Source organism: Mycobacterium sp. P4_H6, from assembly GCF_056400845.1.
In genome coordinates, this window is record NZ_JBFUKN010000001.1 from 187482 (window position 1) to 209676 (window position 22195).

The following is a 22195-nucleotide window of genomic DNA, read 5'->3' on the forward strand; positions in this document are numbered from 1 at the left end:
CTGTCACCTTCGTGACGACTCTGCTGATCAACGGACGGGTACACAGCCCGGCCGCCCCCGACGCCACCGCCATCGCGTTCAGCGACGGCCCCGATGCTGCGGTGGTGTGGCTGGGCGCCGACGACACCGCCCGCGCGGAATTCCCCGACGCCGACATCATCGATCTGGCCGGCGGGTTCGTGGCACCGGCGTTCGTGGACAGTCACGTGCATCTGACCGCCACCGGGCTCAGCCTCACCGGCCTGGACTTGCGCGACGCCACCTCCCGCGAGCACTGCCTGCTCCTGCTCGCCGAGTACGCCCGGCGCCGGCCCGCCGGCATCGTGTGGGGCTCGGGCTGGGATGAATCGTCCTGGCCGGACCGGACCCCGCCGAGCACCGCCGACCTCGACGAGGTGCTGGGGGGCAGGGCGGCCTATCTGAGCCGGATCGACGTGCACTCCGCGGCCGCGTCGAGCGCGCTGCGGGCGGCCGCACCCGGTCTCGCCGACGCGACCGGGTTCGATCCGCAGCGGCCATTGACCGCCGACGCGCATCACCTGGCCCGCGCCGCCGCCCGTGAGTTGCTGACTCCGGATCAGCGACGGACCGCCCAACTCGCCGCGCTCGATGCCGCCGCCGGTCACGGCATCGTCGCGGTGCACGAATGCGGTGGGCCCGATATCGGCGGTCTGGCCGACTGGCATGCGTTGCACGCACTGGAACACGGCGTGCAGGTCACCGGCTACTGGGGTGAGGCCGTCCAGAGCGCGGCGCAGGCCCGTGACCTGATCGCCACCACCGGCGCCGCGGGCCTGGCGGGGGACCTGTTCGTCGACGGCGCGCTGGGCTCGCGCACGGCCTGGCTGCACGAGCCCTACACGGACGCCGCACACACCTGCGGCAACCGCTACCTGGACACCGACGCGGTCGCCGCGCATCTGCACGCCTGCACCGAGGCCGGGATCACCGCCGGATTCCACGTCATCGGCGATGCCGCCGTCACCGCCGTCACCGAGGCGCTGCGCCGTGTCGTCGAGCAGCTCGGTGGGCCGGCCGTCGCACGCTGCGGGCACCGGCTGGAGCATCTGGAGATGGTGACCGCCGAACAGGCCACCAGCTTGGGCAGCTGGGGCGTGATCGGCAGTGTGCAACCCAATTTCGACGCCTGCTGGGGCGGTCCGGACGGGATGTATGCCCAGCGTCTCGGGGTTTCCCGAGCGGCAACGCTCAATCCGTTTGCGCTGTTAGCATCCCAAGGCGTGCCCCTTGCCTTCGGCTCCGACAGTCCGGTCACCGGACTGAACCCGTGGGCGACCGTGCGGGCGGCGATCCGGCACCGCACCCCGGGCAGCGGTGTGTCGGCCAGGGCGGCGTTCTCGGCGGCCACCCGCGGCGCGTGGCGTGCCGGCGGCGTGCGTGACGGCGTCTCCGGCACCTTGGTGCCCGGCGCGCCCGCCTCCTACGCCATCTGGGAGGCCGGTGACCTCGAGGTCAGCACCCCGGCGACCGAGACCGCGGCCCGCTGGTCCACCGATCCGCGCTCGCGGGTGCCGGCGTTGCCGCAGTTGGACGAGGAGGCGGATCTCCCGCGCTGCCTGCGAACCGTCCACCGCGGCATGGTGCTTCATGGCTGACGCCGAGACGGCCGACACCGTCGACGACGCCCCCGCAGCTACCGCCGAGCCCGCCGCTCCCGGTCGCGGCGCGCGGATCGTCGGCGCCACCTGGGGTGCGTTGAGTACGCGGCTGATCCGGCTGACCGCTTCGGTGATCGCCGGCGTGCTGATGTACCTGAGCTTTCCGCCGGTGGGCTGGTGGTGGGCGGCGTTCCCGTCGCTCGCGCTGCTCGGCTGGGTGCTGACCCGCAGACAGACCACCCGCGCCGGCGGGTTCGGCTACGGCCTGCTGTTCGGGCTGGCCTTCTATCTGCCCCTGATCCCGTGGGTCGGGCTGTTCGTCGGGACGGGGCCCTGGCTGGCGCTGTCGCTGCTGCAGGCGCTGTTCCCGGCGCTGTTCGGCCTGCTGGCCGTCACCGTGCGCGCACTGCCGGGCTGGCCGGTCTGGTTCGCCGCGGAGTGGGCCGTGCAGGAGTGGCTGAAATCGAGTGTGCCGTTCGGCGGTTTCCCCTGGGGTGTCGTTGCCTTCGGCCAGGACGACGGGCCGCTGCTGCCGCTCGCACAGCTCGGGGGCGCCCCACTGGTGTCGGTCGCGGTGGCCCTGGTCGGGTTCAGCCTGACCGCGCTGAGCCTGGAGATCGTGATGTGGTGGCGGCGCAGCCACCCGAGCGCCGAGGGCTCGGACGCGGCCCGCCCGGAGGCGGTACTGCCCGGCGTGATCATCTGCGTGGTGCTGCTGGCCACCGCACTGGTGTGGCCCGGTGTGCGGCAGGCCGGCGCCGGCGCCGGCGAACACCCGTCGGTGACGGTGGCCGCCGTACAGGGCAACGTGCCGCGGCTGGGACTGGATTTCAACGCTCAGCGCCGCGCCGTGTTGGACAACCACGTCGCCGAGACCTTGAAACTGGCCGAGGAGGTACGGGCCGGCCGCGCGCCGCAGCCGATGGTGGTGATCTGGCCGGAGAACTCCTCCGATATCGACCCGCTGCGCAACACCGACGCCGCCGCGCAGATCTCGGCGGCCGCACGCGCCATCCGGGCGCCGATCCTGGTCGGCACGGTGCTGGCCGCACCGGGCTACACCCGCGAATCCCCGGTGGCGACCAACACGGTGCTGGTGTGGGATCCCGAAACCGGGCCACAGGACCGGCACGACAAGCGGATCATCCAGCCGTTCGGTGAGTACCTGCCCTGGCGGGACTTCTTCCGCAAGTTCTCGTCCTACGCCGATCGGGCCGGCTATTTCCTGCCCGGCGACGGCAACGGTGTGGTCCGGGCCGCCGGCATCCCGATCGGGATCGCCACCTGCTGGGAGGTGATCTTCGACCGGGCGGTACGCGATTCTGTCCTCAACGGCGCCCAGCTGCTCGCGGTCCCGGCCAACAACGCCACCTTCGATGCCGCCATGAGCGCCCAGCAGCTCGCCTTCGCCCGGCTGCGGGCCGTCGAGCACGACCGGTACGTGGTGGTGTCCGGAACCACCGGGATCAGCGCCGTGGTCGCCCCCGACGGGCATCCGCTGGCCACCACGGAGTTCTTCGAACCGGCCTATCTGGACATGGCGGTGCGGCTGAAATCGAACATCACCTTCGCCACGGAGTGGGGCCCGACCGTGCAATGGGTGCTGGTGGGAGTCGGCCTCGCGGCTGTGATCGCCGCCATGCTGCACAATGGGAAGTTCGTGCGCAGACGGCGAGAGGCCGGAGTGCGCACCCCGGTCGGCCCGCAGCACAGGCCTACCGGACAGGATTCGCCCGAAGCGGGCAGTGAGGACGAGAGAACAGCATGAGCGATCTGGTGTCGCCCAGCCGGCGCACGCTGGTGATCATCCCCACCTACAACGAGCGGGAAAACCTGCCGTTGATCGTGGGGCGGGTGCATGCCGCTCAGCCGGACGTCCACATCCTCGTCGTCGACGACGGCAGCCCGGACGGCACCGGCGGGCTCGCCGACGAACTCTCGCTCGCCGACCCGGACCGCATCCACGTCATGCACCGGGTGAGCAAGGACGGGCTGGGAGCCGCCTATCTGGCCGGTTTCGCCTGGGGGCTGAGCCGTGAGTACACCGTGCTGGTCGAGATGGACGCCGACGGCAGTCACGCGCCCGAGGAACTGGGCCGGCTGCTGTCGGCCGTCGACGGTGGCGCCGATCTGGCCATCGGTTCGCGCTACGTGCCCGGCGGCACCGTACGGAACTGGCCGTGGCGCCGGCTGGCGCTGTCGCGCACGGCCAACACGTATTCGCGGGTGCTGCTGGGCGTCGGCATCAAGGACATCACCGCCGGCTACCGCGCCTACCGCCGCGAGGTGCTGGAGAAGATCGACCTGTCCGCGGTGGACTCGAAGGGCTACTGCTTCCAGATCGACCTGACCTGGCGGGCCATCAACGCCGGTTTCACCGTCGTCGAGGTGCCCATCACGTTCTCCGAACGTGAGCTGGGTGTCTCCAAGATGAGCGGGTCCAACATCCGCGAGGCGATGTTCAAGGTCGCCGAGTGGGGGATGCGCGGGCGCCTGGATCGGGCCCGGGGCGTCAGCAGTAGGCCGGCTGCCCTGTAAACGACGGCGAGCGTGCGTGTCCGCGGCCGGCACACCGGGTGCCGGCGCGCGATCACGCACGCTCGATCAGGTCAGTAGGCGGTATCAGCCGCGGCGACGGGTCTTGATGATGTCGAGGCGCTCCTTGAGCAGCTCCTCGAGCTCCTCCACCGAACGCCGCTCCAGCAGCATGTCCCAGTGCGTACGCGGCGGCTTGACCTTCTTGGGCTCGGGGACGTCGCCGTCGATCAGCGTGCCCTCCATACCGTTGCGGCAGGGCCAGGTGCCGGGGATCTCGGCGTCGTCGGCAAACGGAACCTCGAACTCCTCACCGTTGTCGGTGCGGTAGCGCGCCACCTGGCGGGGCGCCAGGTCGTGGTTGCGGTCGGTCTCGTAGCTCACGGCGCCGAGCCGGCTGCCCCTCAGAACACGATCAGCCATCGTCCACTCTCCTCACATCACGCGCGATTTCGTCCGGAGGATCAACGCGGCGGACCCGCGCGAAGTTCCCGACTCAATCCACCAGGATACGGCAGATACTGGGCACGCCGGGTCCGGCGGTCTACAGTCGGCGCGTGACATCCGCAACGCCTGGTACATCCGCTGCGCGAAGGCGCAACCGGCCCCAGCCGTGTCGCTGGTGCGGCCGTGAAGTCCCGGATGCGGGCATGGGACGCCGGCGCCAGTACTGCCGGCAATCCTGCCGCCAGCGCGCCTACGAACAGCGCGCGCAAGTCAAGGGCACCTCGGTGGCGCCGGATGCGGTGGTGCTGACCGCCGAGGAGGCCGCCGACCTCTCCGATCGCATCTATCAGGTCCGGTRCGCGGCCGAGGATGTCGCGATCGCCGCCGACGAAGGAGTCGTCGGCGCCGAGCTGCGCGAGCTGTGTGAAGCGCTGCTGCAGGCGGCGAAGGCCGCCGACGGCTGGCGCTGACGAAGCCGGAGTGCGGTCGTGACCAAGCCCAGCCCCGAACGGCCGGCCGGCGTCTGGCGTTTCGGCGACTTCGTGCTGGACACCCAGCGCTATGAACTGCGCCGCGACGGCCAGTCGGTGCACGTGGAGCCCCAGGTCTTCGACGTGCTGACCCAGTTGGTGTCCCACCACGACCGCTTCGTCACCAAGGAGGAGTTGTTTGACTCGGTCTGGGGCGGCCGGTTCGTCGGCGAGGCCGCCCTGACCAGCCGGATCAAGGCCGCCCGCCGGGCACTGGGTGACGACGGTGAATCGCAGCGCTTCATCCGGACCGTCCGGGGCCGCGGCTACCAGTTCGTCGGCACCCTCACCGAAGCCGTGGCCACCCCGCCCGAGCGGGCCCCGGCGCCGCGTCAGCACATCGCGTTCTGCCGGGGGGCCGACGGGGTGCGACTGGCCTACGCGGTGGCCGGTGACGGCCCGCCCCTGGTGCGGGCGGCCAACTGGATGACCCACCTGGGTTACGACATCGAGAGCCCGGTGTGGCGGCACTGGGTGCGCGATCTCGCGCTTGCGCACACCTTCATCCGGTACGACGAACGCGGCTGCGGACTCTCGGACTGGGACACCGGGGACTTCACCTTCGACGACTGGGTGACCGATCTGGAATCGGTGGTCGAAGCGCTTGGCCTGGAACGTTTCCCGCTGCTGGGGGTATCCCAGGGTGGTGCCGTCGCGGTGGCCTACGCGGCGCGCCATCCCGACCGGGTGTCGCATCTGGTGCTGTGCGGCGCCTACGCGCGCGGGCGGGCCGTGCGCGCGGTGGGGGAGTACGAGAAGCGCGCCGCGGCACTGGATCTGGATCTGGCCAGGGTGGGCTGGGGACGCGACGATCCGGCGTTCCGGCAGGTGTTCGCCGCGCAGTTCCAGCCCGACGGAACCCGCGCAGACTGGGAGGCGTTCGACCACCTGCAGCGCCGCACCACCTCGCCAGAGAACGCGGTGCGGTTCCTCGACGAGTTCGGCCGCATCGATGTGCGCGACGACGCGAAACGCGTCTCCTGCCCGACCCTGATCATGCATTCCGCCGATGACCACCGGGTCCCGATGCGCTACGGGGAGGAACTCGCCGCGCTGATACCCGACTCCCGGCTGGTCGCACTGAACAGCAACAATCATCTGCTCACCGAGAGCGAACCCGCCTGGCAGATGTTCCGCACCGAGCTCGCCGCGTTTCTGATCTGATTCCCCGTCGCTGCGCTCGCCCGGGCCGGCCCTGCCCGGGTATCTCCACCCAATCTCCATACAAAATTCATGCGCGACGGGCCGCCGCGCAGCACGCTGAGCAGATGAGAACGCCGACCCGTACCCTGCTCGTGGGGGCCGCCGCAGCACTGGCCCTGACCGCCTGCTCGAACAGCACCGACACCGCGACCTCTTCGTCACCGTCGGCGGCCGAGACCTCGTTTCCGCAGTCGGCCAAGTACATCGCCGATATGCCGGCAGCCGACGGCACGACCATGACCGTGGGCATCGCCGTCGACGGTGTTCAGGTCGCGGCCTACGCCTGCAACGGTGTCGATGACGAGGCGTGGTTCTTCGGCGATCAGTCCGACGGGCAGATCGACATCACCGGTAAGTTCCGCGACACCCTTTCCGCATCGGTCGACGGTGCGGAGGTGGTCGGCGACCTGGCCATGAATGGCGTGGCCTACCGGTTCACCGCCGCCCCGGTGCCCGCACCGGCCGGGATGTACACCGGCGAGGCCGGCGGGGCGCGGGCGACCTGGGTCGTGCGCCCGGGCGACTCGGCGACCGGGGTGCAGCACAATCCCGGCGGCAAACCTGTGCCAGATACGGACCTGTTGAGCGACAACGATTTCCGGGACCACGTGCGCAACACCCGCACCCTGCAACCCGCCTCGCCGATCCTGTCGCTCCAGGATGGGACCGGCACCGCCGACATCGACGGTCAGGTGGTGACGCTGCAGGTCGTCGACGGCGACTTCCGGCTCTAACAGGACAGCCGGACACCGACGCCGGGCGGCGCCTCCGACGCGGAGAGGCAGCCGAACCCGTCGACGCCGTCGGCGCCCATCCGCACCGCGGCGCGTTCGGCGTAGTTGACGCACAGCACCGCATCGGTGTCGGCGCGGCAGCGGAAGTCACCGAACGCCACCGACGACCCGTCCGGCAGCGCGGCGCCATCGCCGTCGACGAAGGGGCCGGGATCGCCGTGCTGTGATCCGATCTCCACGCTGGACCCGTCGAAGTCGACCCAGTTGCCCTTCCAGACCGTGAACACATCGGGTGGCCGCGGCGGCGGATCGGTGAGGTCCACCAGGCAGGCCAGGATGCCGTCCCGGTACCTCGGTGTGCTGATGCAGCTGACGGTGTCGGTGGTGAACGCGATACCGCCGTCGAGCGCGGTGCTCACCCCGTCCCGGGTGACGGACCCGAAATCCTCGGGCGCGGCCGGCGCCCCCTCCTCGATCCGGGAGATGACCGCGCCGATCTCGGCGTCGGGCGCGATGCTCCCGGACGGTTCGGCGCCGCGCGATGGGCTGCCCGGCGCCGGCGAAGCACTGCTCGTGGCGCTCGGCGACGGCACCGACAGCGGGGTGCGGGCCGTGGAACTCTGCGAGTCCAGCGTCTGCGAACAGCCCGCCACCAGGGCAGACGACACCAGCAACAACACCAACCGCATCCGGCCAAGGGTAGCGGGCGCGCCACGACGCGGCGAACCGCCGGATCTTCGCTAACGTCGGCCTCATGCACGAACACACCGTCCGGGTTCGTATCAACACCGGAACCATCGAAGGGTTCACCCGTAACGGCGTGCACCGGTGGCGGTCCATTCCGTACGCCAAGCCGCCGGTGGGCGCCCTGCGCTACCGCTCGCCCGTGCCTGCCGAGCCGTGGCCGGGGGTGCGCTACTGCCACGGATTCACCTACTGCGCCCCGCAGCAGAAGATGTACACCCTGATGGGCGTCGGCAGGTATCAGCCCATGAGCGAGGACTGCCTGACGCTCAACGTGGTGGCGCCCGAGGAACCGGAGTCCGACGGGCCGTTGCCGGTGATGTTCTTCATCCACGGCGGCGGCTACATCATGGGCAGTTCGGCCACACCGATCTATGACGGGGTCGCGCTGGCCCGGCGCGGCTGCATCTACGTGTCGGTGAACTACCGGTTGGGTGCGCTGGGCTGCCTCGATCTCTCCGCGCTGTCGACTCCCGAGCACCCGATCGACGGCAACCTGTTCCTGTCCGATCTGGTGCTGGCGCTGCGCTGGGTGCGGGAGAACATCGCGGTGTTCGGCGGCGACCCCGAGAATGTGACGATCTTCGGGGAGAGCGCCGGGGCCCACGCGGTGGCCACCCTGCTGGCCGTCCCTGATGCCAAGGGCCTTTTCGCGCAGGCGATCTCGGAGAGCCCGGCCAGTGGCATGGTGCGCACCGCCGAGGCCGCCCCGGTGTTTGCCGAACAGTTCGCCGGACTGCTCGGCGCATCCGCCTCCGATGGTGCGGCGGCCGTGATGTCGGCCCGCCCGGCCGAACTGGTCACCGCGCTGGACAAGCTCATCGCACGCGGCGGGCGGGACATGCCGGGCGCCTTCCCGGCCGGTCCGACCAGCGGCACCGAACTGCTGCCCGAGGATCCGCTGCACGCCATGCGGACCGGCACCGCACACCGGCTGCCGCTCATCGTGGGCACCAACGCCGACGAGGGCAAGTTGTTCACCCGCTTCATGCAGCTGCTCCCGATGACCGAGCAGACCATCGAGATGCTGCTGGCCGATTCCGACACCGGCACCCGGGACAGAATCGTCTCGGCGTACCCGGACTATCCGAGCAAGCGGGCCTGCATCCGGCTGGGCGGGGACTTCGCATTCGGCACGGCCGCATGGGATATCGCCGAGGCCCACAGCGTGCACGCCCCGACCTACTTCTACCGCTACGACTATGCCCCGCGCATCCTGAACTGGTCCGGCATGGGTGCCACCCACGCCACCGAGCTGCTCGCGGTGTTCGGCATCTACCGGACCCGCCTGGGTGCACTGCTCACCGCCGGCGGGGACCGCACCTCGGCGAAGCGGGTCAGCCGCGAGATCCAGAGCCGGTGGGGTGAGTTCAGCCGAACCGGCGGCCCCGGCGAGGGCTGGCCGCGCTACGACGAGAGCATGCGCGCGGTCCTGGTGTTCGACCGCCGGACCCGGCTGGAATACGACCCGCACGCGGACCGCCGCCGGGCCTGGGAAGGTTTCACCCTGGCCGCGCGGTAGTGGTTAGGAGCAACTGGCTGCGCCACCGCGCCGGGTGTGGTTGTTTGGTTCGATGACGCACCCGCTGGACCCGCTGGGCCCCGACGAATTCACCGCTGTCGCTGCGATCCTGGGCCGCGAACACGGCGTCGGGGACGGCTGGCGATACGCGTCCATCGAGATGTCGGAGCCAGGCAAGGCCGAACTCGCGGCCTTCGAGGACGGTGGGCCGCTGCCGCCGCGTAGGGCCGTGGTGGTGTGCTTCGACCGGTCGGCCAATGCGACCTACAAGAGCATGGTGTCACTGACCGACGCACGGGCCGAGTCGTTCGAGCATGTGCCCGGCGTGCAACCGAACTTCACCGTCGACGAGTTCCTCGAGTGCGACCAGATGCTGCGTGAGCATCCGGAGTTCCTCGCCGCCCTGGCCGCCCGGGGCATCACCGATATCGACATGGTCTTCGTCGACACCTGGACCTACGGCGACGCCGTCATCCCCGACGAGTTCCGCGGCCGCAGGCTGGGCTGGTCGGACACCTGGCTCAAGGACGGGCCGGGGATGAATCCGTACGCGCATCTGGTCAGCGGACTGCACTGCGTGATCGACCTCAACTCGATGGAGTTGCTGCGCGTCGAGGACACCGTCAACGTCGAAACCCCGGCCGTGATGGGCGAATACACGCCGCGCCACATTCCGGAGCACATCCGCGCCGCCTCCCGCCGGGAACCGCTCAAACCGCTGCACATCACCCAGCCCGAGGGTCCGTCGTTCACGCTGGACGGCAATCTGTTGCGCTGGCAGAACTGGTCGCTGCGGGTCGGGTTCAACTACCGCGAGGGCATGACGCTGCACACGGTGCGCTATCAGGACGGGGACCGGAACCGCTCGATCGCGCACCGGATGTCGTTCGCGGAGATGGTGGTGCCCTACCGCGACTCGTCGGTCGACCATTACCGCCGCACCGCGTTCGACATCGGGGAGTGGGGGCTGGGTTTCATGACGCAGTCCCTGGAACTGGGTTGTGACTGTCTCGGTGAGATCCGTTATCTCGATGCCGTGCTGCACAACAGCAAGGGCGAGCCGTACACCATCACCGATGCGATCTGCATCCACGAAGAAGACGCCGCCGTGCTCTGGAAGCACGTGGACCACGACACCGGTGCCGAGGTGCGCCGGATCCGCAGGCTCACCCTGTCGTTCCACGTCACGGTCGCCAACTACGAATACCTGGTCTACTGGCGGCTCTATCAGGACGGCAACATCGAGTGCGAGGTGCGCGCCACCGGCATCATGGTCACCACACCGCTGGCGGCCGGGCAGCCGAACCCCAATGGCACGCTGGTCGACGAGCGCACCTACGCCCCCTTCCATCAGCATTTCCTGGTGGCGCGGCTGGACCTGGACGTCGACGGCACCGACAACACCGTCTACATGTCGGAGTCCTTCGCCGAGCCGACCGGGCCGGAGAACCCGTACGGGCTGTCGCTGGTGACACGCAATGTCGCGCTGCGCACCGAGGACGAGGGCAAACAGGATGTGGACTTCTCCACCCAGCGAGGGTGGAAGGTCGTCAACACCAACGTCGTGAACGGTCTGGGCACCCACCCGTCCTACAAGCTGGTGCCGACCGGGGCGCTGCCCGCCATGTTCGATGCGCAATCACCGGTGCTGCGGCGCGCCAACGTCATCGGGCATGCGCTGTGGGTGACACCGAATCACCCCGAGGAGCGCTGGCCCGCCGGAGAATTCGTGAACCAGTCGGTTGCTGACACCGGCCTCGGCGAATGGACGAAGGCCAACCGGCCGATCGAGAACACCGATGTCGTGCTGTGGTACGTGTTCGGTATCCACCACATCACCCGGCCCGAGGACTGGCCGGTGATGCCGGTGGACGTGGTGTCGTTCTGGCTGAAGCCGTTCGGTTTCTTCGACCGCAATCCGGCGCTCGATGTGGCGGCAAGCCCGGCCGAGTGTCATAAGAGTTGACACCTGTCATATGTGATCGGGGCCACTGCTAGGTTCACACCGTGCAGAGTCAACTCATCGAGCGTCCCACGGATCTGACCGACGAATGGCTCACCGCGGCGCTGGGCGCCGGCACGGTGACCGGGCACGAGTTCGAGCGCATCGGCACCGGGCAGATGAGCGAGTGCTACCGGGTCGCCCTCCGCTACGCCGACGGCGATTCCGGTCCGGCGACGGTGGTGCTCAAGGTCGCCGCGGCCGACCCGAACAGCCGCCAGACCGGTCTCGCGCTGGGTCTCTACGAGCGTGAGGTCCGGTTCTACGCCGAGATCGCCCCGAACAATGCCGGTCCGTTCGCGCCGTGCTTTCATCACGCCTATGACGCCGAGACCGGAGCCTTCGACCTGCTGCTGGGCGACGCCGCGCCCGCGGTGGTCGGCGATGAGATCCGAGGCGCCACAAGCGCACAGGCCGTCCTCGCGTTGACCCAGCTGGGCCGGGTACACGGCCCGCTGCTCGGCGATGACGGACTCGCGGAGGCGGCCTGGCTGAACCGTGAGGCCCCGGTCAGCCAGGCGTTGCTGGCCGGACTGTGGGCCGGATTCGCCGACCGGTTCGATGACCGGATCGCCCCGGAGCACCGACTGGTGTGCGAACGCCTGGTGGACGCCTTCGACGGGTATCTGACCCAGGAGTCGGCCGCGATGCAGGGACTCGTGCACGGCGACTACCGGTTGGACAACATGCTGTTCGGTGAGGCCGGCGCGGAACGGCCTCTGACAGTGGTGGACTGGCAGACCGTCACCCGCGGTCCTGCGCTGACCGATGTCGCTTACTTCATCGGGTGCGCATTGTCCGATGATGTGCGGCGCGCCCACTATGACGCGCTGCTGGAGGCGTACCACCAGGCTCTCGGCGAAGGGTCGCCGCTGTCACTGGACGATGTGAGGGCCGGAGTGCGGCGGCAGAGTTTCTTCGGCGTGATGATGGCGATCGTGTCGTCCATGCTCGTCGCGCAGACCGAGCGCGGGGACGAGATGTTCATGACAATGCTGGCGCGGCATTGCACGCACGTGCTGGACACCGATGCGCTGGCGGTCTTGCCGGTGGCCGCGGCGCCGGAGCCGCTGACCCCCGACGCCGCCGACGAGGGCCCGCATGTGCATACCGATGAGGCGCTGTGGAACGAGAGCTGGTATTTCGACTTCGTCGATGCCGCACAGGGTCTCGGCGGCTGGGTGCGCCTGGGGCTGATACCGAACCAGGGCACGGCGTGGATCAACGCGTTGCTGTGCGGGCCCGGCATGCCGACGGTGGCGGTCAACGATCTGCAGGCCCCGCTGCCCGCCGACCCGGCCCGGGTGCGTACCGAGCAGATCGATCTCGAATTGTCCGCGACGGTGCCGCTGCAGCGCTACCGGGTGACGCTGCGGGCCCGCGGCGAGGCCTACGACGACCCGGCCGGGCTGTTGCGCGGCGAGGCGGGCCGCCCCGTCGAGGTCGGCCTGGACCTGGAGTTCAACTCGGTCAGTACGCCGTACCTGTACCGGATCGCCTCGCGCTACGAGATCGCCTGCACCGTGTCGGGCACCGCGACCGTCGACGGTCAGCACTACCCGCTGAATGCCGTTCCCGGGCAGCGGGACCATTCGTGGGGTGTGCGGGACTGGTGGAGCATGGACTGGACGTGGAGCGCTCTGCATCTGGAGGACGGCACCCACCTGCACGGGGTGGATCTACGGATACCCGGGATGGCGCCCATCGGCATCGGCTATTCGCAGCGCGCGGGCGAGTCGCTCGTCGAACTCGAAACAGTCTCCGCACAGCACACTTTGGGCTCCGACGATCTGCCGTCCACGGCGACGCTGACGTTGCAACCGGGGGATACGGAGCTGACCGTCGACATCAAGGGCCATGCGCCGGTGCTGCTGACCTCCGCCGACGGCCGGGTCGCCCAGTTCCCGCGCGCCTKGGCGACGGTCAGCACCGACGATGGCCGCACCGGTGTCGGCTGGCTGGAGTGGAACCGCAACCTCTGACCCGTTGCGTGCCACACTGGCACCGGTGATGGTGCTGAAATCGATGGTGCTGTTCGTGCTCGCCGCGGTTCTGGAAATCGGCGGCGCCTGGCTGGTGTGGCAGGGCGTTCGCGAGCATCGCGGCTGGCTTTTCGTCGGCGCGGGGGTGATCGCGCTCGGGGCCTACGGTTTCGTCGCCGCGTTCCAGCCCGATGCCAACTTCGGCAGGGTACTGGCCGCCTACGGCGGGGTGTTCGTCGCCGGGTCGCTGATCTGGGGCATGGTGGCCGACGGATTCCGTCCGGACCGCTGGGATATCTCGGGCGCGCTGGTCTGCCTTCTCGGGGTGGGGCTGATCATGTACGCACCCCGCTGAGAATTACAGCCTGTCGTTGCCGAGATCGCCGCGGTCCAGGCCCATCGGGGTGGCCGCCGGGACGTCGCCGGCCGCGACCACCAGCCGGGTCAGCGGCGTGAGCGCGCCGAACAGGGTGTCCAGGTCGCCATCGTCGAGCACATCGAATGCCGAGAGGGCCAGCCGGTCGGTGGTCTGCTCGATCTCGGCCTTCAGCGCGGCCCCGGCCGGGGTGAGCGTGCCGGCATCGTCGAGCAGTCCGCGCTCGGCCAGCTCTGCGACGTGGCGTTGCCACTGTTCCTCGTCGTAATCGCGGCTGCGCATGATCATCTCGCGGGGCACCCGGTCCGCCGCGGCGTGCAGGACGTTCGACTGGCGCCCGCTGATCCCGAAGACGTTGAGCGCGGCGATATGGCCGTCACCGCGCTGCTCCCGCAACAGCGTTGTGGCGTGCCACAGTTGAGCCAGCGGCTCCTGCGGCCACGGCAACGCCAGGTTCGCCGCGAACAGCGGCCGTCCCTCCGACGGTGCGTGGCGCGCAGCGGTGCCCAGCAGCGCCGCGGCCGTGCCGATGGCATCGGGATCGGTGCATCCGTAGCGCCGCAGCGCGGCCACCGCCGAATCCTGGCGGACCTGCAGCACCGTCGCGGGCGTGGCGATGTCCCAGGCGGCGGGCAACGCCTTGGCGACCCGCTCCGGCGCGAAGTTGCAGAACACCGCGCTCACCACCTCGGGTGCGACCGCCCCCAGCGGCGCCGAGCGGGCGGCAAAATATCCCATCCAGAAACCGCGGAAGCCGAGCCCGTCGAGGGCGGCGCGTGATTCCGGGGCGAAGTAGGTGACGGCGTGGACCGGTTCCAGCCGATCGAACAGGCGACGGGCGATGGTCGTTGATCTGCTCACCCCGACAGTCAATCATCCGCCGTTCAGTCGACCGGTGCGTCGTCGGCGACCGCCGCTTTCGCCTCGTCGATGATGGCCCGCATGGCCCGTTCCGCGCCCGCCTCGTCCCGCAACCGGATGGCCCGCGCCACCTCGTCGTGCAGGGCGATGGCCACCGGATTGGGTTCGTCGGGCATCATGCCGTGATGGGTGCGACCGGTCAGCACCTCGGAGACCACCGCGTTGAGGGCGCGGAACATCTCGTTACCGCTGGCCTCCAACAGGGTCCGGTGAAAGACCTTGTCCGCCTGTAGATACGAGTCGAGGTCACCGACCCTCCCGTGCATCACCATGTCGGACACCGCGGCCGCCATGATGCGGCACTGGTGCGGATCGGCACGTCGGGCCGCCAGCGCGGCGGCGGCCGGTTCGAATCCGCGACGCAGTTCGGACAGCGAGATCAGTTGCGCGGCGCGGTCACCGGATTCCAGTCGCCAGCGAATGAGTCTGGGATCAAAGACATTCCAGTGCTCGGCGGGCTGGATGGTGATACCCACCCGGCGCCGGGAGGCAACCATGCCCATCGACTCCAGCACGCGCACGGCCTCGCGCGCGACGCTGCGGGACACCTCGTGCTCGGCGCTGACGCGCTCCAGGTTTATCACCTGGCCGGCCGGGTATTCGCCGGACACCACGGCGGTGCCCAACGCGGTCAGCACGTTCTCGTGCAGCGCGCTGACATTAGGCGTAAACCCCACCGATACATCTTGTCATAGCCTGACGTGACTAACTAAAAACGGATCTTTTCGTGATCTGCTTGCAATAATCTGATGATTGATGCACGCTATGTGAGGTCAGACACATGGAGGCAGAGCGAGATGACAGCACCAATCGTGGTGATGGGCGTATCGGGGTCCGGCAAATCGACCGTCGGGGCCGCCCTGGCCCAACGGTTGCGAGTGCCGTTCGCCGACGCCGACGACTTCCACCCCCCGGCGAACATCGCGAAGATGACCGCCGGCGAGGCGCTCGACGACGACGACCGCCATCCATGGCTCGAGTCCATCGGAGAATGGCTGGCCGAGCGGTGCACCACCGGTGGCGTGATGAGCTGTTCGGCGCTCAAGCGCCGGTACCGCGAGCAACTGCGCAGGCACTGCCCGGACGTGCAGTTCCTGCATCTGAGTGGAACACCCGACACCATCGGCGCACGGCAGGCCAGCCGCCCCGGCCATTTCATGCCGGCTTCGCTGCTGGAGTCTCAGTTCGCCACCCTCGAACCCCTCGAAGATGACGAGGCGGGCGTGACCATCGACGTCGATCAGCGCATCGATTCCATCATCGACAACTACGTATCCCAGACCGGACTGGAGCTCCGATGAACACTGATTTCCTGAACAACGGGATACGCCTGCTGGCGGAACCGCCCAAGCTCGTCGAACCCGTCGCATCGACGCCGCACCTGATGCTGGCCTTCCTGGCCGGTATCGCGGTGATCATCGTGCTCATCACCGTGGTGAAGCTGCACCCGTTCCTCGGCCTGATCTTCGGCGCCGTAACCGTGGGTGTCGTTGCGGGCGAGGACTTCGCGACCGTGCTCGCCTCGTTCTCCAACGGCTTCGGCAAGACTGCCGCCAGCGTCGGCATCCTCATCGCGCTGGGTGCCATGTTCGCCAAACTGCTGGCCGACTCCGGGGGAGCCGACGAGATCGTGGACACCATCGTCGGACACGCCTCACCCCGGATGTTGCCGTGGGCGATGGCGCTGGTCGGTGCGATCATCGGCCTGCCGATGTTCTTCGAGATCGGCCTGGTGCTGCTGATGCCGGTCATCTACCTGGTGGCCCGCCGGTCCGGGCTGTCCTTGATCACCATCGGGATCCCCGCCCTCGCAGGTCTTTCCGCGATGCACGGCTTCGTGCCACCGCACCCGGGTCCGCTTGCGGCCATCGGGTACCTGGGAGCCGACCTCGGACTCACCCTCGCACTCGGTGTCGCAGTCGCAATCCCCACGATCATCGTCGCGGGCCCGCTGTTCGGGAAGCTGGCAGGCAAGTGGGTCGTGGTCGGTGCCCCGGAGTTCTTTGATGCCGATGAGCTGACGGAAGGCGAGCAGCGCCGCAGGCCGTCATTCGGTATCACGTTGTTCAGCGTGTTGCTGCCGGTGGTGCTCATGCTGGGCAAGGCGCTCGTCGACATCTTCATCGAGGACGACGGCCAGTGGTTCCGGAAGATCTTCGACACCCTGGGCACACCGCTCATCGCGCTGTTGATCGCCGTGATCGTCGGCATGGTGACCCTCGGCCGCGGCGGCGGGATGTCGCGCGCCGAGATCACCAAATGCGTCGAGTCCGGTCTGCCGCCCGTGGCGGGGATCATCCTCATCGTGGCGGCCGGTGGCGGCTTCAAGGAGGTGCTGGTGGACACCGGCATCGGCACCGCGCTCAAGAACCTCGCCGAGGGCACCAACATCTCGGTGATGCTGTTGGCCTGGGGCCTCGCGGTGGCGATCAGGCTGGCCACCGGTTCCGCCACCGTCGCCACCATCACCGCGTCCTCACTGATGATCGGTCTGATCGAAGGAATGAGCTCCGGCGAGGTGTCGCTGGTGGTGCTGGCGGTCGGCGCGGGCTCGCTGTTCTTCTCCCATGTGAACGACGCCGGCTTCTGGCTGGTGAAGGAATACTTCAAACTCAGTGTCGGCCAGACCATCAAGTCCTGGTCGATCATGGAGACCGTGCTGTCGGTCTCGGGTCTGATCGTGGTGCTGCTGCTCGATCTGTTCATCTGAGGCACAACGTGCGAAAGTCCCCGGATCCTCGCGGATTCGGGGACTTTCGTGGTGTCGGGGTCAGCCCTTGAGGACCTGGGTACCGCCGGCCAACTCGTCGTGCTTGCCCTGTTTGGTCGCACTGCCGTTGATGGTGACCGCGATGATGAGGATCGCGATGACACCCAGCAATCCGCCGACGAACGGGACGATCGGCAGCAGCGTGAACGCATTTCGGATCGCCGATTGCTGCAGCGTCGGCTTCGCGGCACCGGCCGGGCCATGGACGCTCAGGCCCAGTACCTTCTTTCCCGGCGTCCACCCCTGGGTGGTCTCGAACGCGACGTAGTAGACGAACGTCAGCAGGCCGGTGAACAGGCCTGTGACCCATACGTTGGACAACGAGTCGGTGACGAATGCCAGGAAGAACGCGACGATACCAATGACGATGCCGTCGATGATGCGGGCCAGCCAGCGGGGGAGCAGCCCGCCCGGTTGCCCGCCTGGAGTGGTGTACGTGCCCGGTTGCTGATCGAATCCACCTGTGGTCATGCCTGCAGAACCTACTCGCCCGGGCCGTATCGGCAAGCGATAAAACCCGGCTGGATCTCAAAGCGGGTTTGTTCAGATCAGCCGGACCGCAACGCGACACCGCGGATGACGGTATCGCGGGAGTGGGTGAGCGCCCGGTCGGTGCCGAGCTCACGCAGAATGTTCTCCGGAATCCACTGCACACCGATGACACCGCGGGCCAGCACTTCGGCGTTGGGGCTGTCCACCCGGATCTCCCCGGAGCGGATGCCCTCGGAGAGCATCGTCTTCATCTGCCGTACCCGAGTCGAGAACGACCAGCCGGGATCGGCGACATCGGGAGGAGACTGCCGCATCCAGGCCAGCTGGATGCGGAACTCGTCCGGAAACTGTTCCAGGGCATTGATATTGAGCCAACTCAGCGCGTCCAGCTTCTCCAACGGGGTGGACTCCGACCGCAGGACTTCACTCCAACCGCCGCCGACCTTGTGGCCGAAGGCCACCATGATCGACATCAGCAGCTCGTCTTTCGATCCGATGATCCGATACACGGTGCCGGTGCCCATCCCGGCGGCCGAGGCGATATCGCGGATGGTCGTCATTTCATAACCGCGCCGGCCGAACTCACTTCGGGCAACGGACCGGACGTGGGCAGCCTTGTCACTTTCTCCGGATTCGGTCTTCTCCGACCAGCTCTTCACCACCTCGTCGGCGGCGGCGAACGCAGCCGAACGGTCCAACTGAACGTCCGTGAGGTCATGGCTGGCCAGTCCATGGAGATGGATGCGGCACAGCAGGCTCGCCACCTGATCGCTGCTGCCCTTGTGCCGGATCACGTCCAGCCCGACATGCAGCATGCTTTGGCAGATCCGGTCGGCCAGCGTCGGCAGGTCCATCTCGGGCCTGAGATAACCGCTCCACCGCCCGGCCCGCAGCAACTGCAGCATCGCGGATTGGATGCCGGCCGGGCGGCGCTTCGTGAGTTCCATCAGTTCGGGATCCGAGCTCGGGCCCTCGTAGAACGACATCTGCAGCGCCGCCCGGTGTGCCACTGCGCACCGGGCGATGGCACATCCGAGGCCGATGATCTGGTCCTCGATCGGACGCGGGTCCGGAGCGTCGAGTCCGCTGAGCGCCTCCTCGCCGACCAGGTCCAGCGCCGCGTGATAGCGCCGGGTCAGCTCGACCAGGATGGCTTCCTTGGATTCGAAGTGGTGGTACAGACTGCCCGCGAGAATGCCCGCCGCATCGGCAATCTGCTGCAGTGAGGTGCGCAGGCCCGATTCGGCGATCACGTCATTGGCGGTCTGCAGAATCTGGATCCGACGCGTATCGGGAGCCTCTGATGGATGGTCGGTCATCGGCTCCCTATCCCTCGTCTCTGTACCCGAGCTCGAATACTGAGCTTACGACCTGATGTCCCGACGACGGGTAACTGCTTCATCCCAGCGCGGTGACGCCTGACCGGCCGCACATGGCGAACACCTCATCGAAGATCGACCCGGGCACGGTGAACCGCTCGGTGGAAGACATCTCGGGCAGGTGCGCGGCGATGTCCTCGGCCCGTGGGACGCTGCCCGCCGGTGCGCTCCAGCCTTCGGCAAGGCCGATGAAGACCCGCGCGAAGTGCCCGGTACCCGCCGAGTAGTTCTGATGGGACACCTCGCACGTGCGGCTGGCGAGATAGGTGACGATCGGCACGACGAGTGCCGGATCGATCAGTTTGAGGAAGCCGGTCTCTTCGAGAGCCGTCGCGTCACCGAGGGTCTCGGTGACCATTCGCGAGAACCCGAACGGCAGAACCGCATTCGCCTTGATACCGTGTTCGGCGCCCTCCAGCGCGATGACATTGGTCAGGCCGACCAGTCCCGTTTTGGCGGCGGCGTAATGCGATTCCCACGGCTGGCCGAACATTCCGGCCGAGGACGAGATGAAGACGAACCGTCCGTACCCCTGCTGCTTCATGGCCCGATAGGCAGGCTGGGCCAGGTAGAAACCGCCGTCGAGGTGGACCTGCAGCATGGTGCGCCAGTCCGATTCGGACAGTTCGTCGAACGCAATGCTGCTGAACACCCCGGCATTGCTCACCACCGCGTCGATGCGACCGAACTCCTCGATCGCGGTGGCGACGATGGCGGTTCCGCCTGCCGCGGAGGCCACCGAGTCGTGGGAGGCAACCGCCGTGCCACCGGCCGCTCGGATCTCGGCCACCACCTCGTCGGCAACACCCGGATCCGATCCGTCCCCGTGCATGGAGCCGCCGAGATCATTGACCACCACGGCCGCACCCCGTGCGGCCAGATCGAGGGCGTACAACCGGCCCAGTCCTCGGCCGGCACCGGTGACGATGGCCACCTGGCCGGTGAAATCGACCGTGTCGTTCATCGAACTCTGTCCCTTCCCGCCCGGCAGCCGACCACCAGTGCGGCGCCCAGCTGTTCCACATAGTCGTCGCTGCCACCCAGAAACGTCGAGAACCCCAGCAGCCGCCTCAGATACAGGTGAGCATCGTGTTCCCAGGTGTAGCCGATGCCGCCGAACACCTGGATGGCGGTGTCGCCGACGGTGGCCAGCCTGGCACTGAATGCCTTGATCCTGGCGGACGCGAGCGGTCGTTCCGCACTGTCCGCGTCATCGGCGGCCCAGAGCGCGCGCAGCACTCCACCGCGCCCGAGTTCGACGGTCTGGAACATGCTCACGCAGAGCTGCTGAACGGCCTGGAAGCTGCCGATGGGTTGACCGAATTGCCTGCGACTCTTGGCATGGTCGATCGTCAGGTCGAGCAATCGTTGCGCGGCGCCCAGCGCGTCGGCAGCGGCCAACGCCAGCACGTCATCGCGTAGCGAGGTGATCGCCTCGTCCCCGGCCCGACCCAGCACGCGCGCCGACACGTCATCAAGCCGCGCCCGGAAGACCTTGCGGGTGCGGTCGATACCGGTCACCTCGGTGATCTCCAGGTCGGCGGTGGACACCGAGTGCAGTGCCCAGCCGGCGTGATCACGGATCGGGATCAGTGCGATGTCGGCGGCCGCTGCATCGCCGAGCCGGTCGATCTCACCGCGCAGCAGCACCTCTGGGCCGTCGCCGGAGCTTTCGGGTCCCTGGCCGCGCAGCGGTCCCACCGTCGCCACGACCGATCCCTCGGCGATATCGGCCAGCAGTTCCGTGGCCTGCGATTCGAGTCCGAATCGGAAGAGAGCGCGAGAGGCGGCAGCGCAGGACAACCAGGGTCCCGGGTTGACCGCAGCGCCGAGCGCTTCGGCGACGATACCGGCGTCCACCATCGTCGCCCCGGATCCGCCGTACTCGGGTGCCACCAGCAGACCTGTTGCGCCGAGGGCGGCGAGTCCGTGCCACACCGGGTCGGTGGTTCCACGCGGGTCGTCGAGAAGGGCACGGACGTGCTCGGTGACACCGGCTTTCTCGGCGAGGAATGCCCCGACGGTGTCCGCCAGCGCACGCTGTTCGGTGCTGTACTCGAGGTTCATCGGCGCGGCAGTCCGAGTAGCCGAGCGGTGATGCTGGTGTTGATCTGGGTGGTACCGCCGGCGATGCTCAATGCACGCGAGGTGAGTCTGCGCTCGGCCCATCGACCATCGGCACCGGCGTCCCCCAGCAGCTCATAGCCCAGCGCGGCCATGTCCTGCCCGATCTCCGCCCACACCGATTTGGCCAGGCTCGCGGTGCCGAAACCGTCCTTACCGTGTGCGGTGGCCGAGATCGAACGCTGGCAGAGCGTCTCGAGATAGCTGATCCGCATCTCCAATTCGCCGAGCCTGCGCAGCGTCGACGGGTCGTCGAGCGGGTGGCCCGCGTCATCCAGGTCGGTGACCAGATCGGCGAGTCGGGTCTGCATCTCGGCGTACAGTCTTGCCGCCCCAACACGTTCGTGGGACAGCGTGGTGGTCGCGACCTGCCAGCCCTCGTTCAGCGCGCCGAGCAGCGCGCTCGCCGGTACCCGGACGTCGGTGAAGAAGATTTCCGCGAAGTCGGCGTCACCATTGAGGGTGACCAGGGGGCGCACCTCAACCCCGGGCAACGAGAGGTCGACGATCAGACAGGAGATGCCCTGGTGCTTCGGTGCGTCAGGGTCGGTGCGGACGTACAGCTGGCACCAGTCGGCGCGGTGGCCGAGTGATGTCCATATCTTCTGACCGTTGATGACGAAGTCTCCGCCGTCGGCGACGGCGCGGGTACGCAGGGAGGCCAGATCCGAACCCGCTTCCGGTTCGGACATGCCCTGGCACCAGATGTCGTCGGCACGCAGCATGCGGGGAAGCAGGTCGAGCTTCTGTTGCTCGGATCCGTAGTGCATGAGCGCCGGCGCGATGTTGTTGATACCGATCACGTTGAGCGGGTG

Annotated in this window: 19 protein-coding genes and 1 pseudogene; 11 read left to right on the plus strand and 9 right to left on the minus strand. The window is 68.3% G+C overall.

The window, feature by feature from the left end; translation table 11 throughout:
* The first annotated feature begins 11 nt into the window (after window positions 1–11).
* Complete coding sequence (locus AC1DTF_RS00870; protein WP_477472671.1) at window positions 12–1616, plus strand: amidohydrolase; 1605 nt, start codon at window positions 12–14, stop codon at window positions 1614–1616.
* Window positions 1609–4157, plus strand: a pseudogene (gene lnt / locus AC1DTF_RS00875) (apolipoprotein N-acyltransferase). Before AC1DTF_RS00870 ends, lnt begins: the two are co-directional and overlap by 8 nt.
* Before the next feature lie 84 nt (window positions 4158–4241).
* On the opposite strand, the gene AC1DTF_RS00880 reads toward lnt, so the two are convergent.
* Entirely contained in the window at window positions 4242–4577 is a 336-nt protein-coding gene (locus AC1DTF_RS00880; protein ID WP_057165293.1) for an RNA polymerase-binding protein RbpA, read from the minus strand.
* A 134-nt stretch (window positions 4578–4711) separates the two neighbouring features.
* On the opposite strand from AC1DTF_RS00880, the gene AC1DTF_RS00885 reads away from it, so the two are divergent.
* The 3 genes from AC1DTF_RS00885 (at window position 4712) to AC1DTF_RS00895 (ending at window position 7068) form a co-directional block, all read left to right on the plus strand.
* The gene (locus AC1DTF_RS00885; protein ID WP_477472672.1) at window positions 4712–5071 is read left to right on the plus strand and encodes a hypothetical protein; all 360 of its coding nucleotides are present in this window, start codon (window positions 4712–4714) and stop codon (window positions 5069–5071) included.
* Between the two features lie 18 nt (window positions 5072–5089).
* Window positions 5090–6295 carry an alpha/beta hydrolase gene (locus AC1DTF_RS00890; RefSeq protein WP_477472673.1) on the plus strand — a complete coding sequence of 402 codons (1206 nt, stop codon included), beginning with the start codon at window positions 5090–5092 and terminating at the stop codon, window positions 6293–6295.
* Between the two features lie 104 nt (window positions 6296–6399).
* Entirely contained in the window at window positions 6400–7068 is a 669-nt protein-coding gene (locus AC1DTF_RS00895) for a hypothetical protein (protein WP_057165296.1), read from the plus strand.
* On the opposite strand, the gene AC1DTF_RS00900 is transcribed toward AC1DTF_RS00895, so the two are convergent.
* Window positions 7065–7757 (minus strand): hypothetical protein, encoded by a 693-nt coding sequence (locus tag AC1DTF_RS00900; RefSeq protein ID WP_057165297.1) that lies wholly within the window; start codon window positions 7755–7757, stop codon window positions 7065–7067. The two genes, AC1DTF_RS00895 and AC1DTF_RS00900, sit on opposite strands and share 4 nt — an antisense overlap.
* 65 nt (window positions 7758–7822) lie before the next feature.
* On the opposite strand from AC1DTF_RS00900, the gene AC1DTF_RS00905 reads away from it, so the two are divergent.
* The 4 genes from AC1DTF_RS00905 to AC1DTF_RS00920 are packed head-to-tail and all read left to right on the plus strand — an operon-like array spanning window position 7823 to window position 13673.
* Window positions 7823–9334: a carboxylesterase/lipase family protein gene (locus AC1DTF_RS00905; protein WP_057165298.1), complete on the plus strand. Its 1512-nt coding sequence runs from the start codon at window positions 7823–7825 to the stop codon at window positions 9332–9334.
* 52 nt (window positions 9335–9386) lie between these two features.
* The gene (locus AC1DTF_RS00910) at window positions 9387–11300 is read left to right on the plus strand and encodes a primary-amine oxidase (RefSeq protein WP_477472674.1); all 1914 of its coding nucleotides are present in this window, start codon (window positions 9387–9389) and stop codon (window positions 11298–11300) included.
* A gap of 41 nt (window positions 11301–11341) precedes the next feature.
* Window positions 11342–13318, plus strand: a complete 1977-nt coding sequence (locus AC1DTF_RS00915; protein WP_477472675.1) for a DUF7064 domain-containing protein — start codon at window positions 11342–11344, stop codon at window positions 13316–13318.
* A 28-nt stretch (window positions 13319–13346) separates the two neighbouring features.
* Window positions 13347–13673: a YnfA family protein gene (locus tag AC1DTF_RS00920; RefSeq protein ID WP_057165576.1), complete on the plus strand. Its 327-nt coding sequence runs from the start codon at window positions 13347–13349 to the stop codon at window positions 13671–13673.
* A 3-nt stretch (window positions 13674–13676) separates the two neighbouring features.
* On the opposite strand, the gene AC1DTF_RS00925 is transcribed toward AC1DTF_RS00920, so the two are convergent.
* The gene (locus tag AC1DTF_RS00925; protein ID WP_477472676.1) at window positions 13677–14555 is read right to left on the minus strand and encodes an SCO6745 family protein; all 879 of its coding nucleotides are present in this window, start codon (window positions 14553–14555) and stop codon (window positions 13677–13679) included.
* A gap of 23 nt (window positions 14556–14578) precedes the next feature.
* On the minus strand, window positions 14579–15292 hold the full coding sequence (locus AC1DTF_RS00930) for a FadR/GntR family transcriptional regulator (RefSeq protein WP_477472677.1): 714 nt from the start codon (window positions 15290–15292) through the stop codon (window positions 14579–14581).
* 120 nt (window positions 15293–15412) lie between these two features.
* Here AC1DTF_RS00930 and AC1DTF_RS00935 point away from each other — a divergent pair, with 120 nt between their 5' ends.
* Window positions 15413–15916: a gluconokinase gene (locus tag AC1DTF_RS00935; RefSeq protein WP_477472678.1), complete on the plus strand. Its 504-nt coding sequence runs from the start codon at window positions 15413–15415 to the stop codon at window positions 15914–15916.
* Window positions 15913–17325: a GntP family permease gene (locus AC1DTF_RS00940; protein WP_057165303.1), complete on the plus strand. Its 1413-nt coding sequence runs from the start codon at window positions 15913–15915 to the stop codon at window positions 17323–17325. The genes AC1DTF_RS00935 and AC1DTF_RS00940 overlap by 4 nt, the downstream gene beginning before the upstream one ends.
* Before the next feature lie 60 nt (window positions 17326–17385).
* On the opposite strand, the gene AC1DTF_RS00945 is transcribed toward AC1DTF_RS00940, so the two are convergent.
* The 5 genes from AC1DTF_RS00945 to AC1DTF_RS00965 form a co-directional block, all read right to left on the minus strand.
* Window positions 17386–17856: an RDD family protein gene (locus AC1DTF_RS00945; protein ID WP_477472679.1), complete on the minus strand. Its 471-nt coding sequence runs from the start codon at window positions 17854–17856 to the stop codon at window positions 17386–17388.
* A gap of 77 nt (window positions 17857–17933) precedes the next feature.
* Window positions 17934–19196, minus strand: coding sequence for a TetR/AcrR family transcriptional regulator (locus AC1DTF_RS00950; protein WP_477472680.1), 1263 nt, complete (start codon window positions 19194–19196; stop codon window positions 17934–17936).
* 79 nt (window positions 19197–19275) lie between these two features.
* Window positions 19276–20220, minus strand: coding sequence for an SDR family NAD(P)-dependent oxidoreductase (locus AC1DTF_RS00955; RefSeq protein WP_477472681.1), 945 nt, complete (start codon window positions 20218–20220; stop codon window positions 19276–19278).
* Entirely contained in the window at window positions 20217–21323 is a 1107-nt protein-coding gene (locus AC1DTF_RS00960) for an acyl-CoA dehydrogenase family protein (RefSeq protein WP_477472682.1), read from the minus strand. The genes AC1DTF_RS00955 and AC1DTF_RS00960 overlap by 4 nt, the downstream gene beginning before the upstream one ends.
* A partial coding sequence (locus AC1DTF_RS00965; RefSeq protein WP_477472683.1) for an acyl-CoA dehydrogenase family protein occupies window positions 21320–22195 on the minus strand: 876 nt, incomplete at its 5' end. The genes AC1DTF_RS00960 and AC1DTF_RS00965, both read right to left, overlap by 4 nt.